The sequence below is a fragment of the Acetobacter indonesiensis genome (genome assembly GCF_000963945.1).
In the GTDB taxonomy this organism is placed as follows: Bacteria; Pseudomonadota; Alphaproteobacteria; order Acetobacterales; family Acetobacteraceae; genus Acetobacter; species Acetobacter indonesiensis.
In genome coordinates, this window is record NZ_BAMW01000015.1 from 126,652 (window position 1) to 141,913 (window position 15,262).

Annotated in this window: 15 protein-coding genes; 7 read left to right on the top strand and 8 right to left on the bottom strand. The window is 56.8% G+C overall.

Annotated elements, in window-relative coordinates:
- Nucleotides 1-49: 49 nt before the first annotated feature.
- Complete coding sequence (locus Abin_RS05485) at nt 50-1,141, bottom strand: NADH:flavin oxidoreductase/NADH oxidase (protein ID WP_048845341.1); 1,092 nt, start codon at nt 1,139-1,141, stop codon at nt 50-52.
- Between the two features lie 95 nt (nt 1,142-1,236).
- Between Abin_RS05485 and Abin_RS05490 the strand changes: the two genes are divergently transcribed.
- Complete coding sequence (locus tag Abin_RS05490; RefSeq protein WP_048845342.1) at nt 1,237-1,575, top strand: ArsR/SmtB family transcription factor; 339 nt, start codon at nt 1,237-1,239, stop codon at nt 1,573-1,575.
- A 7-nt stretch (nt 1,576-1,582) separates the two neighbouring features.
- On the opposite strand, the gene Abin_RS05495 is transcribed toward Abin_RS05490, so the two are convergent.
- From Abin_RS05495 to argH, 7 genes are all read right to left on the bottom strand, one after another.
- Nucleotides 1,583-2,566 carry a zinc-dependent alcohol dehydrogenase family protein gene (locus Abin_RS05495; RefSeq protein ID WP_048845343.1) on the bottom strand — a complete coding sequence of 328 codons (984 nt, stop codon included), beginning with the start codon at nt 2,564-2,566 and terminating at the stop codon, nt 1,583-1,585.
- 77 nt (nt 2,567-2,643) lie between these two features.
- The gene (locus tag Abin_RS05500; protein WP_048845344.1) at nt 2,644-3,429 is read right to left on the bottom strand and encodes a trypsin-like serine peptidase; all 786 of its coding nucleotides are present in this window, start codon (nt 3,427-3,429) and stop codon (nt 2,644-2,646) included.
- Nucleotides 3,419-4,405 carry a UDP-glucose 4-epimerase GalE gene (gene galE / locus Abin_RS05505; RefSeq protein WP_048845345.1) on the bottom strand — a complete coding sequence of 329 codons (987 nt, stop codon included), beginning with the start codon at nt 4,403-4,405 and terminating at the stop codon, nt 3,419-3,421. Before galE ends, Abin_RS05500 begins: the two co-directional genes overlap by 11 nt.
- Nucleotides 4,406-4,483: 78 nt before the next feature.
- Nucleotides 4,484-7,318: a DUF4175 domain-containing protein gene (locus tag Abin_RS05510; protein ID WP_048845346.1), complete on the bottom strand. Its 2,835-nt coding sequence runs from the start codon at nt 7,316-7,318 to the stop codon at nt 4,484-4,486.
- Nucleotides 7,315-8,658 carry a diaminopimelate decarboxylase gene (lysA, locus tag Abin_RS05515; protein ID WP_048845347.1) on the bottom strand — a complete coding sequence of 448 codons (1,344 nt, stop codon included), beginning with the start codon at nt 8,656-8,658 and terminating at the stop codon, nt 7,315-7,317. Before lysA ends, Abin_RS05510 begins: the two co-directional genes overlap by 4 nt.
- A 204-nt stretch (nt 8,659-8,862) precedes the next feature.
- Nucleotides 8,863-9,003, bottom strand: coding sequence for a hypothetical protein (locus Abin_RS05520; RefSeq protein WP_170237844.1), 141 nt, complete (start codon nt 9,001-9,003; stop codon nt 8,863-8,865).
- Nucleotides 9,000-10,442, bottom strand: coding sequence for an argininosuccinate lyase (gene argH / locus Abin_RS05525; RefSeq protein WP_048845348.1), 1,443 nt, complete (start codon nt 10,440-10,442; stop codon nt 9,000-9,002). The genes Abin_RS05520 and argH overlap by 4 nt, the downstream gene beginning before the upstream one ends.
- Nucleotides 10,443-10,654: 212 nt before the next feature.
- Between argH and Abin_RS05530 the strand changes: the two genes are divergently transcribed.
- From Abin_RS05530 to Abin_RS05555, 6 genes are all read left to right on the top strand, one after another.
- Nucleotides 10,655-10,978, top strand: a complete 324-nt coding sequence (locus Abin_RS05530) for a hypothetical protein (RefSeq protein WP_170237845.1) — start codon at nt 10,655-10,657, stop codon at nt 10,976-10,978.
- A gap of 128 nt (nt 10,979-11,106) precedes the next feature.
- The gene (locus Abin_RS05535; RefSeq protein WP_084593483.1) at nt 11,107-11,922 is read left to right on the top strand and encodes an N-formylglutamate amidohydrolase; all 816 of its coding nucleotides are present in this window, start codon (nt 11,107-11,109) and stop codon (nt 11,920-11,922) included.
- A complete protein-coding gene (locus Abin_RS05540) occupies nt 11,919-12,806 on the top strand; it encodes a shikimate dehydrogenase (protein ID WP_255319258.1) in 888 nt (295 codons plus the stop codon). The genes Abin_RS05535 and Abin_RS05540 overlap by 4 nt, the downstream gene beginning before the upstream one ends.
- A 109-nt stretch (nt 12,807-12,915) precedes the next feature.
- Nucleotides 12,916-13,503 carry a dephospho-CoA kinase gene (gene coaE, locus Abin_RS05545; protein WP_048845502.1) on the top strand — a complete coding sequence of 196 codons (588 nt, stop codon included), beginning with the start codon at nt 12,916-12,918 and terminating at the stop codon, nt 13,501-13,503.
- Nucleotides 13,500-14,174, top strand: a complete 675-nt coding sequence (gene dnaQ / locus Abin_RS05550; RefSeq protein ID WP_048845351.1) for a DNA polymerase III subunit epsilon — start codon at nt 13,500-13,502, stop codon at nt 14,172-14,174. The genes coaE and dnaQ overlap by 4 nt, the downstream gene beginning before the upstream one ends.
- Nucleotides 14,175-14,324: 150 nt before the next feature.
- Nucleotides 14,325-14,819 carry a hypothetical protein gene (locus Abin_RS05555; RefSeq protein WP_048845352.1) on the top strand — a complete coding sequence of 165 codons (495 nt, stop codon included), beginning with the start codon at nt 14,325-14,327 and terminating at the stop codon, nt 14,817-14,819.
- The last annotated feature ends 443 nt before the right edge of the window (nt 14,820-15,262 follow it).

A 15,262-nucleotide genomic window follows, 5' to 3' on the forward strand; every position in this document is an offset into this window, starting at 1 on the left:
TGTTGGTTAAGAAAGCCAGCTAAACAGCTTTTCGATTATCAGGCGTATTTTACTGATATTTTGCCAGCCACCACCCGTAGGGTTTAGGCAGCAGAGTGGCGGCTTCCTTATTATGGACTGCACGGGCCGCAACGTAGGGCCAATGTGGATCGGCCAGTAAGGGGCGTCCGATTGAAACCATATCAAGGCCGCCAGTGCGGATTAAGGCGTCTGCCTGTCTGCCTTCGCTGATGTACCATGACGTTGAAACGGGCAGCCCTGTTTCCTTACCGACCTGGCTGGCCCACGGTCCCATGAATGCAGGTCCCCACGGTATTTGGGCTTCCGGGGTGGAAAAACCGATGCTGACATCCAGAAAATCGAGGCCGGATGCACGAAGTTTTTTCAAAAAGCTGATTGAATCCTTGAATGTTTCTTCGTCCCGTCCATCAAACTCTATCACGCCGAAGCGCGCCGTCAGGGGCAGGTTTTCGGGCCAGACTTTCTTAACAGCTTCTAGCGTTTCAATCAGAAAACGGGCGCGATTTTCGGCTGACCCGCCATATTGATCGGTGCGCTGGTTGGAATGTTCGGAAAAGAAGCTCTGTGCCAGATAGCCGTGGGCAAAATGGAGCATCAGCCATTGAAACCCAACGTCTCTGGCGCGTTCCGCTGCTTTGACAAAATCTGCTTGGACGCGCGCAATGTCCTCTAAGGTCATTTCCTGCGGGGTGCGGGGCAGGTTGGCGCCAAATGCAATGGGGGAGGGGCCGATAGGCTGCCAGCTTCGCGCATCAGTTGCGGGAATGTGGTCGTCTCCCTCCCACGGGATATTTGCGCTTGCCTTGCGGCCTGCATGGGCAATCTGAATACCCGGTACCGCACCGGCCTTGCGGATACTTTCGACAATAGGGGAGAAGGCTGCGGCTTGTTCATCGTTCCACAGGCCAAGGCAGTTTGGGGTAATGCGTCCTTCGGGGGAAACGGCGGTGGCTTCGGCCACCACAAGCCCCGAACCACCACGGGCCAAGGATGCGTAATGCACGGCATGCCAGTCATTGGGAACACCATCGTGCGCCATGTATTGGCACATGGGCGCAACCATGATGCGGTTTCGCAGGGTAATATCCTTAAGCGTATAAGGCTGAAAAAGACCTGACATGATAACTCTCTTTTTGTGCGATACTCTGAAAACTCAATAGTTCGAATATAGTCGAACTATTGAGTTCTGCAAGCCCCTCGCGGTAAAGAGAAATCATGAAGCAGTATGACCACCCACCGATTGAGGATTTTGACCTGATAGCCGTTCTGCACGCACTGGCTGATCCGTATCGGTTGTCCGTGGTGCGCAAACTGGCTATCGCCCAGCCCCAGCCGTGCGCGCCGCTACAAGGGGGAAGGCCCAAATCCTCAACGTCGCATCATTTTATGGTGTTACGAAAAGCGGGTGTTGTATACACGGAAATTATCGGAACAACGCACATGAACCGCCTGCGTGATGCTGAACTGAATAGCCGCTTTCCGGGGCTGCTGGAGGCTGTTCTAAAGGCAGTGGAAAAAGAGCCCCTTGAAGGGTGTGAAAACGTCCCACGATAAACGAGCATTACGGCACCAGAACAGCGGCCCCATCAAAGCGCCCATGCCGTAAATCATCCAGCGCCTGGTTCGCATCTTTCAGTGCATAACGGGTGGTTGTTGTGCGAATACCGATTTTTGGTGCCAAAGACAGAAAATCGAGCCCATCCTGTCGTGTCAGGTTCGCCACCGAGACGATTTCCCGTTCTTCCCACAGAGTATCATAGGAAAAAGCCGGGATTTCGCTCATATGGATACCCGCGCATACAACTTTTCCGCCTTTTCGCAGAACTTTCAAAGCCGCAGGCACCAGACTGCCTGTTGGCGCAAAAATAATGGCGGCATCCAGAGGCTCTGGCGGCTGTTCGTCAGACCCACCCGTCCATTTTGCCCCCAACGTCTTGGCAAAATTTTGTGTTTTTGTGTCGCCGGGCCGGGTGAAGGCGAAGACTTCCTTTTTCTGCCAGACCAGCACCTGCGCTATGATATGCGCTGCCGCACCAAACCCATAGAGGCCGACTTTTTGCGCATCCCCGGTTTTGGCCAGTGACCGCCAGCCAATCAACCCGGCACATAGCAGTGGGGCAAGATCGATATCTGATCCGTCCTCACCCAAAGGGAAGGCAAACCGGGCGTCAGCAACGGCCATGGTGGCATACCCGCCGTCACGCGTGTATCCGGTAAAAACGGGATGGTCACACAAATTTTCATGATGGCTGGTGCAGTAGGGGCAGTGACCGCAAGTGTGCCCCAACCAGGGAATACCGACCCGTTGCCCAAGGGCAAGAGTGGAAACGCCAACGCCCAGCGCATCAATCCGCCCGACAATTTCATGGCCGGGTGTAACAGGTAACTGGGGGTGCGTCAGGTCTCCATCCACAACATGCAGATCTGTGCGGCAGACACCGCAGGCAAGCACTTTTACCCGAATTTCGCCGGGGCCAGGTATGGGGTCCGGGAGTTCTTCCCATTGTAGAGGAGTGCCGGGTTTGTGCAGGCGCATTGCAAACATGGATGCGGACCTTCCCTAGACAAAAAGAGTTGGGTCAGTTTCTGTCAAACAGAGGGTGCTGTCCTTGATCTTGCGCATTATGGCACCGCGGTATTCAACAAGGGTACGGCGCGACCACCATTCCCCGCAGTATTGGCCTGAACCTGCACCCCAAGAACCTGCCAGCCTTGCGCTGTTTTGGTGAGGACAGGGGCACCGCTGCTGCCATGTGTTCCAGCGCAATCGTGCGTGAATAATGGGTGCCCGTTCTGGTCGTCTGACAGGCCAGTAATATGGCAGTTCAGATCAGCCGTTATAATGTCAGGCTGGTTCTGTTCGTACCCGCCAAGCAGCACAGATGTGCCGGGTGCAATATCCGCAGTTGAGGCTGTAACATGGAAAACATTTTCGGGCTTCGCAATCGGGTGATCAAGCACCAATGTTGCGTGGTCTAACCCGGCTGTTGCGGCTTCCTTATCCGTCGCATAATCGGGCGGTAGAATGGTGCGAATGACGCGGGCATGCGCCACGAAATGGTTCCCGCTGTAGCCCAGCAAAAAGTGAACACTTGATGGGCGTATGAAGCGTTTTGTCTGGGAAAGCCACAGGCAGTGGCCAGCGGTTTCAACCAAAACAGGGCTGATCAGAAATCCCGTGCAGCGGCTGCCAAGCTCGGTCTGCACCCGGCCAATAGCTGACCACGGCATCTGGGTAACATCCACACGCGTTCGGGGGTCGTTTTGCCCAACGCCTGCCAGATGGGTGCGATAGGCAGGCCCTTCCGCATGGACGGCGCTGCACGTAAAAAGCAGGGCGGCAGCGCCAGAAACCATCCTGCCAAGAAAATGGCAGGATGGCCAAAAGGAGAAAAAATTACGCGCCATAACCTTGTGGGTGCGCCTTACGCCAAGCGTAAGCGGTCTCCACAATCCGGTCGATGTCCGTAAATTCAGGAGCCCAGCCGGTTGCTTCCATCAGACGTTTGGGGCTGGCGACAAGGCACGGGGGGTCACCGGGGCGACGGTCACCCGCTTTCCAAGGAACTTCTAATCCGGTCACGCGCGCTACGCTGTCAATAATTTCCCGGTTTGAATTGCCGCGCCCTGTGCCAACGTTAAAAGTTACGCTCTTTTCGTTAAGAAGCGGCAGAACGGCCAGATGAGCACGGGCAAGGTCAGTCACATGCACATAATCGCGAACGCATGTGCCATCTGCCGTCGGGTAATCCTGACCGAACAGGGTCAAGGCCGGGCGGCGTTCAAGGGCAGCGTCAATAACCAACGGAATAAGATGGGTTTCCGGTCTGTGGTCTTCACCCGCACGGCCTGCGGGGTCTGCCCCTGCGGCATTGAAGTAGCGCAGGCAGGCGCTTTTCAGGCCGTGAATGCGGTCTGCCCAATACAGGGCCCGCTCAACCATATATTTGCTTTCCCCGTAAGGAGAACCCGGATCGACGGGAGTATCTTCATCAATCGGTGCGTCTCCGGCAGAGCCGAACAGGGCCGCTGTGGAGGAAAACACAAAACGTTTGATGCCATGACGCACGCAGGCATCAATCAACCCAAACCCGATGCCCGCATTGGCGGACATATAAAGCATGGGGTCCTGCATGCTTTCACCCACCAGAGACAGTGCAGCAAAATGCAGAACACCATCCCACGGGCCTTCTGACAGAACCTTGTTCAGGCAATCCAGATCGGCCAGGTCCCCATGCACAAATGTTGCCTGTTCAGGCACTGCGGCCCGGTGGCCGGTGCGCAGGCTGTCAAACACCACAACGTCATGCCCATCATCCAGCAGGGCAAGAACAACGTGGCTGCCAACATACCCGGCGCCACCGGTAACAAGAAAACGGGCCATAAATAATGGTACTCACAGCTAGAATAAAAACTGCTCAACCTTAGGTATTTTATGGCGCAGAGACAAGGCACCACTGGTTCAGAATGGCTTTAGCAGCCGATCAAGATAATCGAGTTCCTGCTGTGGACGAGTGCGATCTGAATCGCGACGGCGCAGTTCCTGTTCAATTTCGCGGGCCCGCTGCCGGGCAACCGTATCGGGCACATGTGTTCCATCATCGGGTGCCTGATCACCGCCTTCACCCAGCCGACGTCCCAGCGGGTCGCGCTTGCCCTGCTGTTTATCCTGCTCGTCACTTTCGTCAGAATCGTCTGACGGGTTTGATCCGCCATCTCCGTTTTCAGCATTGCCTTGACCCTGCTGTCCGTTGCCATCGCCCTGACTGGAGCCAAAAGCAGGGATAAAGCTGGGGGCCGAACTTTTACCGTCGCCCTTCATGGCGTCCTGCATTTGCTGGCGGCCTTTCCGCAGGGCTTCAAGCACTTTTTCCTGCGCTGTGGCGGCTGCGGCATCTTCTCCATCGTTCAGGGCCTTGCGGGCGTCTTTCATGCTTTTCTGCGCATCAGTAAACGCAGCAGGAGTCTTGCCTGTCAGTTCCTTGAATTCCTCTTTCAGTTCATCCAGCGCGTGTTCGAGTGCACGCTGGGTAGCGCGGTCTGTCCGCCGTGCGGCAGCCTGTTGTTCCGCTTTGGCCGGGTCAATCATGGTTTGTGCGGATGGTTCATCCTGACCGGCTGGGGGCGACGCGTCCATTCCGGGGGCTGGTGGCCCAAATTGCTGATCTGAACCCGACGAGGGTTGCTGGGGCAGGCCAAGCCTGCGTAGCAGTTCAGACGTGGACATACCGCCGTAGTCCTGATCTCCATCGCCGCCATCGTCTTCCAGTGCGTTCTGCTGGCGGGAGCGTGCGCGCAAGACCTCGTCCAGACGTGATTGGGCATGATCAAGCAGCGATGTCTGTTTGCCAGTCAGATCACGCAGGGCGGCAGCCTGTTCCTGCGCTTTCTGCTGCGCAACCATCTGACGGGCGAGGGCGGCCATATCTTGTGGTGTGGCATTGCGCATCCGTTCGGTTGCGTCTTCCATCTGCTGAAGACGCTCAAGCGCATCGCCCGAGCGACCGTTGGCAGCGTCACTCTGCAATTTTTTCATCAGATTGGAAAAAGCCTTATCGCCAGCGCGGGACAGGCCCGGAAGATCAGGAATGGCGGTATGCTCGCGCATGGCCTGTGCTGCAAGCGCCTGCATTTTACGGGCAATGGCGTCTTTCAGGGCGCTTAATCGGTTTTCCAGTTCGGCGCGGGACTGCTGGTCCTGTTTACCATCTTCACGCATATGGCGCAGTTGTTGGGCAACCGCCGCCTGCGCCGCCCGTGCATCAATCGACGCCTGAGCCGAGGCGTCATCCCCATTGCGTCGGTCTTCAATGTCCAGCGCCAGATCCCAGAGAAGGCCCACGGCCCCCGTCTGCGCGGCATCATCGCTCAAGTCTTCGTTTTCCAGCATGGCGACAATACTGGTGAGGTTCAGGAACATGCCTGTATGGTCGTTAATCGGACCGGGTGTCTCGCCCAAGGCAGCCAGATCGGTTGCCGCACTACTGCGCGTTTCGCGCCCAAGTGCGTAGCGTTTGCGGAGATCAAGCACGGCCCGCGCTACGGGTGAGTGAAAAACCCGTGCACCGAGCCTGAAAGCGACAGTCTGGCTTCGGCCTTCGTGGCCGCTAATAGAGCGGGCAACAATCGTGCCTTTAACGTCTTCACCCGCCCATGTGTCTTCTGACAGATCTGGCGTGATGATCCCTTTTGCCGTTTTTGGGTGGCCGGTCAGGGGCAGGGGAACAGTCAGCGTGCGGGAAGGGCCTCTGCCGGGATGCACCAGATGCAGTTCAACCGTCAGGGATGCCAGACCATAGGCGTGGGCAGCTTCATACGGCAGGCGTGTGCGCCAGTCCCCTTTGCCTGCTCCCGGGTTTGGCCCCCATGCGGCGGTAGGTTTTGCATCAGGCAGTATGGTGACCGGCCATTGGGCCAATGTGCGACCGCGAGCGGCAAGGCGGACTGTGCCGGTATGGCCAAGTGTGACATCCAGCTTCCAGCTTTTTGTATCAAGAGCCCGATGGGCTTCATCCGTCAGCACCATACCGTTGCCGCTGCGCACAATCGGGTGTGTGGCAAGCCCAGTCACAATGGCTGTCAGGCGCGCCCCTTCGGGCACGGATGGGGATGGTGTGCCGGTGCTTAAAAAGACAGGAGCATCCGGGGCATAGGCCGGGGGCGTTATCCAGGCCTCAACATGCGGCAGAGGAACATCCGGGTCGTCCCGCCCGGGAATGAACGCTGCCAGCACACGGCCGGGGGCTGATGACCCTGCAGCAATGCATCCCGCAATCAAAGCCACTACAAGCCCCCCAGCCGCTACGCGCCGGAAGGGTGTTGCAGGCCAAAGAGTGGGCCAACCAGCCCGTAAGTGACCAAGGGATGCCAGAACCCGATGCTGATGGGCCTGCCAAAGAGAGGCTGTGATCGCGTCAGGTTGTCCGGCGGGTTTGTCAGTCAGCGTGGCGAGCGGATGGTTGGAAAGCCCAGAAGCCTGTTCAATGCGGCGGTCTATGGCATGGCGGGACGGTGGCCGCAGGTTTGACAGGTCACGGTGTAGCCGCCACCCGCACAGGCTGAGCCAGCCTGCGACGGTTACAAGACGCAGCCCGTCTGGCAGATGTTGGGGCAGGCGGGCCAGCCCAGCCAGAACATAAAGCCCCAACAGACCTGTGGTGGGTTGCAGGGCAGGCCACAGGCGTTCTGTGCGCAGCACAAAGGCTGCGTTTTTTCGGGCTGTTGCCAGCCGTGCGGCTAAAGAGCCGCCCTGCGCCGTGGAAGACGCGAGATCGTTTTTCAGATCACCTGTCTTCATACGGTCTCGGCGAGGTGGGTGGGCACAGTTTCATCCTGCCATAGTTCGTCAATGGTCTGCCGCTTGCGAATAACCTGCCATGTGCCGTTTTCAACCAACACTTCGGTGGCAAAGGGGCGGCTATTGTAAGTGGAGCTCATAACCGCACCATAAGCGCCCGTGTCCAGAATGGCTACGCGTGAACCGCGTTTCATAGGGGGCAGCAGCCGGTCGCGGGCAAAGGTATCTCCGCTTTCGCATACGGGGCCAACAACATGGGCATGTGTGGCCGGGAGAGCGGCTTCGTGCGCACTGAGGGGCAGAATACCATGCCACGCATCATACATGCTGGGGCGCAGTAGATCATTCATGGCAGCATCAAGCACCAGAAAAGGGGCTTCATTGCCACGGGCCTTGTGCAGAATGACGCTGCCCAGAAGCACACCAGCGGGGCCAATGGGCCAGCGGCCGGGTTCAATGGCCAGTCGTACATTCAGGTGGCCCAGTTCAGCCTTTATTGCTCCGGCCAAGGCTTCAGGCTGACCTTCTGGTTCATTACGGTACGAAATGCCAAGGCCGCCACCGCAGTCAATGACGTCAACAGTCAGGCCGGCAGCGCGCACAGTCTGCACAAGTTCCGCCATGCGGGCATAGGCCGCACGGTATGGGGCCATAGACAGGATCTGGCTGCCAATATGCGTTGAAAAACCAACCGCGTTAATGCCGGGCAGGCTTTTAGCGTGCGCGTAGAGAGATGCTGCATCATCAAAGGGAATACCGAATTTATTGGCAGCCAGCCCGGTGGTGATCTTAGCGTGGGTTTTGGCGTCAACATCCGGGTTTACGCGCAGCGTTACAGTGGCTGTTTTCCCGAGTTTCTGCGCAATGGTGGAAATAACATCCAGTTCCTCAGCGCTTTCAACATTGATCTGGCCAACGCCTAACCCGATAGCCTGCTCCAATTCGGCATCGGCCTTGCCAACACCTGAAAAGACGATGCGGTCGGCTGGCATGCCTGCTTTTATGGCACGGGCCAGTTCGCCACCGCTGACAATATCGGCCCCGTAGCCCTCGGCCCGCAGCAGCGAGAGGACAGCCAGATGATCGTTCGCCTTGACGGCGTAATGAATGGCGACGTTCAGCCCTGCCTGCTGCATGGCCGTGCGCAGGCGGTGCATGCGGGCACGAAGGGTGCCCGCGCCAATAACCCAACAGGGGGTGCCAACGGCATCGGCAATGGCATTCAGCGGAACATCTTCCAGCATAAGCCCGCTTTGCACATCCATTTTCAGGTGAGGATGCGTGGCCAGAAGTTCGGCAACAGTGGGGTCTGCATCAGTATAAGGAAGTGCGTCGGCCATTGGGTCTCTGAAGCCTTGGAAACATAAAAGACAGCGTACCTTCGTTATCAGAAGGCACAGAGCGAAACAGCAAAACGGCACTGGAATGCCGCCAGCCTTTGCCGCTGGGGGCAAAAGCGTAGAAAAATCTAGCCCTGATCATGCCAGAAACACCCGCCCTTGCCCACGGTGAAAGCGGACACAGGTGCAGATGTTTGTGGTCTGTCAGTCGTTTGGCGGATAGGTCCGCGGGTAGATAACTCTCTCGGACGGCCCCGGTGGGTGAGGGGAGCCTTTTTTGCCACAGGCACTCAGGGGCAGAGCCAGCAGCACAAGGGCCAGAAAACCCAACAGATAGCGGGTCATGCGGATTTGCCTTCCGGTGAAAGCGCTTTCAGCCATTTCTGCGCTTCTTTCAAAACATTGGCTGACGCTGTACCACCTTCGCTGGTGCGGGAGGCAATTGACGCTTCAACCGTCAGAACGGAGTAAATATCCTCCGTAATGCCGGGTTCTTCAGCCTGCATGTCTGCAAGCGAAAGCGCTGCCAGATCAACGCCCTTTTCCTCGGCTTTTGCCACAAGGCGACCTGTCACATGGTGCGCAGTGCGGAATGGCACCTTCAACACCCGTACCAGCCAGTCAGCAATATCTGTGGCGGTGGAGAAGCCCGATCCTGCCAGTGCCCGCATCTGTTTGGTATTGGCCGTCATATCACGGATCATGCCGTCACAGGCGGCAAGGGACAGCGCTGCGGCGTCCGTTGCCGCAAAAACAGGTTCCTTGTCTTCCTGCATGTCTTTTGCATAGGCCAGAGGAAGGCCCTTCATAACAGTCAGCAGGCTGACAAGGCTACCGGTAATGCGGCCGGTTTTGGCGCGCACCAGTTCAGCCGCATCCGGGTTGCGCTTCTGCGGCATGATGGATGAGCCGGTCGTGAACGCGTCAGACAGGCGAATGAAAGAAAAAGGTGACGAACACCAGATGACAATTTCTTCCGCTAGACGGGACAGATGCATCGCCATGATGGACAGCGCAGAAAGATATTCCAGCGCGAAATCACGGTCAGACACGGAATCCAGCGAATTGGCGGTCGGCCGGTCAAACCCCAGCAGGCCAGCCGTCATCTTCCGGTCGATGGGGAACGACGTACCTGCCAGCGCGGCAGAACCCAGCGGGCATTCATTCAGTCGTTTACGGGTATCAGCCAGACGGCCCCGGTCACGCGCCAGCATTTCAACATAGGCCATCAGATGGTGGCCAAAGGTGACGGGCTGGGCTGTCTGAAGATGGGTGAAGCCGGGCATGGGGTCTGCCGCATGTTCTTCTGCCCGTGTGGCAAGCGCCCGCATCAGGGACGCAACCTGCTGGTCGAGCCCATCAAGCGCATCGCGCACCCACAGGCGGAAATCTGTTGCCACCTGATCATTGCGTGAACGGGCTGTGTGCAGCCGCTTGCCGGGTTCACCAATACGGTCGGACAGGCGCGCTTCGATATTCATATGAATATCTTCCAGCGCTTCAGAGAACTCAAAGCGTCCGGCTTCGATTTCCTGCCCGATGCTGGTCAGACCCTTGCGAATGGCCGCTTCATCTTCCTGCGAGATAATGCCGACATGGGCCAGCATGGCGGCATGCGCCAAAGACCCTGCAATATCCTGCTTCCACAGGGCTTTATCAAAGCTGATGGAGGCGTTGATGGCCTGCATGATCTCTGAAGGGCCACCGGCAAAGCGTCCGCCCCATTGCATGTTGGCATCTTTCTGCGATGCGTTTTCTGTCTTGCTTTCGCTGCTCAGAGACATGTCATGCCCCAACCCGTGTCCTTCAACCTGATACGAAAGCACGCACCCTACTGATGCGTGCCCTGTGGCGCAAACGCTAGACGCAGGGCATGATGCAATTCACGCCTGTCATGGGGGCGGGGCTGCCCTGTTGTGCGCAACGGTTTTTGTGCGCCAATGCTGCCTTTATCCTTATGCGGCACAGACACCGTAATTTCAGGAGCATCTTGATAATGACTGATACAAAAAAGCTGGAAACCTTTGGCGTTATTGATCCAGGCACCAATATTCTGCTCGAAGTAGTGCGCGCACCCACCGCCATTGATGCCGTGCGTCGGCTGGAAACCAGCATGCGCGGCGCTGACTACGTGGCCGTGCGTGATTATGCGCAGGGCGGTGAAGAATCGCTGAATGGCACAGACCCGGTTTATCTGGTCTATGCGCTGGACGACTCCGGTCTGGATGCTGAAGGTCTTGCGCGTGATGACGCTGGGCTGGTGCGTGAAAGCGCGGATGAAGTGGGTGTGTTCGTGTCATCACCCAAGGCCGTAAGCTGATCTGACGCAAGCATCAGGGTAACGCTGTTGCCCTGATTTTTTATGCGACCAAGCTGCTCGTTCTGACACTTTCAGTTCGGGCAGCTATTTTGAATTTCAACTCAACCCAGACGGAGTAAATGGGCAGAATGACTGGCACGGATGTGAAGGAAGCCCCCTGTTTTGCAGTCTATGGAACGGATGGCGGCGGCCCCTTTGTGTTGGTCAGTGACCATGCCGGTCGCGCCATTCCCCCTGAACTGGGTGATCTGGGGGTAAGCGAAGCTGATCGTGCACGCCATATTGGCTGGGATATCGGGATAGATGGCGTTGGCAGGGCGTTGGCAAGAAAGCTTAAAGCCGTGTTGGTTGAACAGATTTATTCCCGCCTTGTTATCGACTGCAACCGTGCTCCGGGCCACCGAACATCTGTTGTAAAAATCAGCGATGGCACGCCCGTACCCGCCAATCAGGATTTGCAGCCGGAGCAGATTGCGCACCGGGAAAACACCATCCTACATCCGTATCACGCCCGCATTACGCAGGAGCTTGATGCCCGCTTGCAGGCCGGTCGCCCAACCATGGTTGTTGCGTTGCATAGCTTCACCCCTGAAATGGGCGGCGTAAAACGGCCGTGGCAGGTAGGCCTGCTGCATAATCATGATTCGCGGCTGGCTGTGATCCTGATGGAACTCCTGCGGCAGGAGGGGCTGTGTGTCGGCGATAACCAGCCCTACGCGCTGACCGACACATCTGATTACACCATCCCCACACATGGTGAGAAACGGCAGCTTCCGCACGTTGAAATTGAAATAAGACAAGACCTGATTGAGCAGCCTTCCGGTCAGGAAGAATGGGCAGACCGTCTGGCCCGCTTACTGCCCGTTGCCTGGAACGAATTTTGTAATCTGTATGGATCAGATACAGTGGTTCCCGACCGAGGCAAGGAAGGAGCGGCAGCATGACTGAGTCTGCGCAAGCCCCGATGCTACCTCGTCAAATTTTAACCGGCAAAGCACGTCTGGCAGGGGTGCTTGGGTGGCCGGTTTCACATTCCCGCTCGCCAGTTCTGCATAATTACTGGCTGTCGCGGTACGGTATTGATGGCGCTTATGTGCCGTTGCCTGTGCACCCTGATAATTTTGAACAGGCCGTCAGGGGATTACAGGCTGCCGGGTTTCGCGGTGCGAATGTGACCATTCCACATAAGGAAGCCGCCTACGCCCTAACGGACGATCTGGACCATTCAGCCCAGCGGGCGGGGGCGGTTAATACGCTGGTGTTTCAGCCAGATGGCCGGATCCGTGGTATCTCAACCGATGGGGACGGGTTTGTTGATAGCATGAAGGCGGAGGGCCTGTTTCCGCATACTCATGCAACAGAGCGCAAACGCGCTCTGTTGCTGGGGGCAGGTGGGGCTGCGCGGTCTGTTGCAGCCGCCTTGCAGGATCAGGGGCTGGATGTTGCGGTGACCAACCGCACGGTTGAACGGGCAGAAAAGCTGGCTGATGCGTTGCCGGGGCTGGACGTGGTGTCATGGGCCGAGTGGGAGGCCCAGCTTGGCATGTATGATGTGCTGGTCAACACAACGTCTCTGGGTATGGAAGGTGGCCCGGACCCAATGTTCCGCCCTAATCTAAAGCGCGCAGCCCATCATCTGGTTGTGGCGGATATTGTCTATGTGCCACGTCTGACGCCGCTTCTGGCTGAAGCTGAGCAACAGGGACTGAAAACGCTTGGTGGCCTAGGAATGCTGCTGCATCAGGCCCGCCTTGGCTTCCGCGAATGGTTTGGGCAAGACCCTGAAGTAGATGCTGATTTGGAAGCCTATGTGCGCGCCACGTTTTAGGCGCCGCTTTGATGCCGGAGGAACTGTGCCAAGCCAGTGTAACATGGCCTGAGTATAAAAAATGAGTAGGCAGGTAAAAGCGGAGGCGGAAATGCGCCGTCATACAGGCATGCATGTTCTTGGGCTGACGGGCGGCATGGGGATGGGCAAGAGCACGGTCGCCGCCATGCTGCAAAAGGCTGGTCTGCCAGTTTTTGATTCGGATGCAACGGTCAGGCAGTTACAGGCCGATAATGGCCCGGCGCTGCCCGCTATAGCACAGATCATGCCTGATGCGGTGCAGAATGGGCATCTTGACCGTGCCGTTCTGCGAAGAGGCGTAAGTGAACGGCCGGAGATGTTAAAGCAGCTTGAACGGGTCATGCACCCCATGGTCTGGGAGGCCCGAAACCGTTTTCTGGCAGCACACCGCTTGAGGGGAACGCGCTGGGTTGTGTTGGATGTACCCCTTCTGTTTGAAACGGATGGCCAGAAAATGTGTGATCATGTTCTGGTGGTATCGGCCCCGGCGCGTATACAGGCCCAGCGTGTCGCCCGGAGACGGGGACTTCCCATGGCTGAAGCCCGCAAGCTGATTGCCAGACAGATGCCGGATGCGAAAAAGAGACGTCTGGCAGACACCGTGATAGAGACTGGCGTGGCGTTGCCGGAAACCCGGCGGCAGGTGCGCTGCTTACTCAAGGCATTGAAACAATGAAACGTTCCATCCTGTTTGATACTGAAACCACGGGCCTTGACCCCGCAACAGGTGACAGGGTGATTGAAATTGCAGCCGTTGAACTGGTAGGGGACCTGCCGACCGGCAAAAACTTCCGTGTGCTGATTGACCCGGAACGCGACGTGCCAGAAGAAGCATCACGGGTGCACGGTTTCACGGCGGCTGACCTTGAAGGTAAACCCAAATTTGCCGAAGTCGTGGACGACTTTCTGGCTTTTATTGGCGATGACCCGCTGATTGCGCATAATGCGCGCTTCGACTTTGGCTTTCTGAATGCTGAACTGAAACGGGCCGGTTACAAACCGCTGGATATGGCCCGCATGGTTGATACGCTGGATATGGCGCGGGAGCGTTTTCCCGGTATGCCGAACAGCCTTGACGCCTTATGCCGTCGCTTTGGCATCGATCTGTCGGCCCGAACTACCCATAATGCGCTGCTTGACTGCAAATTGCTGGCAGACGTTTACTTGGAGCTTATGGGGGGCCGTCAGCATGGTCTGGGGTTGGTGGCAGACGGCCAGCAGGCACCATCCGTATTCTATGAAGGCCCAGCACAGCGGCGCGTAGTTCGCGTTGTGCCAACGGCTGATGAGTTGGCGGTGCATACGGCTTTTGTTTCAAAAATGGGTGAACCTGTTTGGAATTCGTAACGGTTCCAGGAAAAGTTTTTATCCCTGTGGTCATTTGTTAAATCTGCCATGTTTCTTCTTTCGTCAAAACATGGCACAACGGACAAAAGCTGCCTCTGGACCCCGTGGGGAATTTTAGCGGCTCACCAGTTTGACGTAAGGAGCCTCTTGATGCGTTCTGCATCTGTTCGCGTTGTTGCCGCCTTGGCCCTGTGTGGCTCGTGGTCCCTTACCGCATGTGCCCAGTCACCGCTTGGGCCTGTGACGGGTGAGGTCTCTTTTCACACACGCTCTGCTGATCTTGGGGTTGGTTATACGTGGGGCAGCGGTGTGCTGACCTATGGCGGTCGCACTTATCCGTTTTCTGTCAAAGGCGCGTCTGCGGCTGCTGTCGGCTATTCTTCGGGTGACAGTATAGGCAAGGTTTATAACCTTCAGCGTATTGAAGATTTTGAAGGCACATTCTGGGCGCTGTCGGGTGAAGCAACCGTGGGCCGTGGTGTAAGCGGTCAGTTGATGGAAAATGACAACGGCGTGCGGATCCGGCTGGACTACACACGCAGTGGTGCGCGGTTCGCAGCGTCTCCCTCCCGCCTGACCGTGCGCCTGCTAAAGCCAAAAGCGGCTGACACAACGGGCGTTCCGGCAGCAAACAAGGCGTCCTGATTACGCTAAAATTTCTGCCTGCTTGCGTGAGTAGACACTCGATAAGCCGACTGTTGCTTTGAAATAGTTAGTAAAAAGTATTTTAATGCGCGTCCGAATAAGTTCGGCGCGTATTTTTTTATGACAAAAACTTTCGCGGCCAGAGGAAATTCTATCAGGGTAGTTGCTTCACGCAGAAAGCAGAGACGTTCGTAAGCGTTGAGTCTGACCTTTTGAAGCTAAGAGAACGATAACTCTAAAGCAGCGTTCTACTGTTACGTTGGGAGTTACTCCCAGTATTATAGTCTAAAGAAAGCTGGCGATGAAGGTCTTCGGTGACCCGCTTCGGGAGGCAATAACCGTTAAGCTTTCTCTCATCAAACCGGGCCACACTAGGGCAGAGTAATCAGAACTTCTTATAGTCTTTTCCAAAAGAGCTGAAGCTTCCCGAGAGAGAAGCTGTA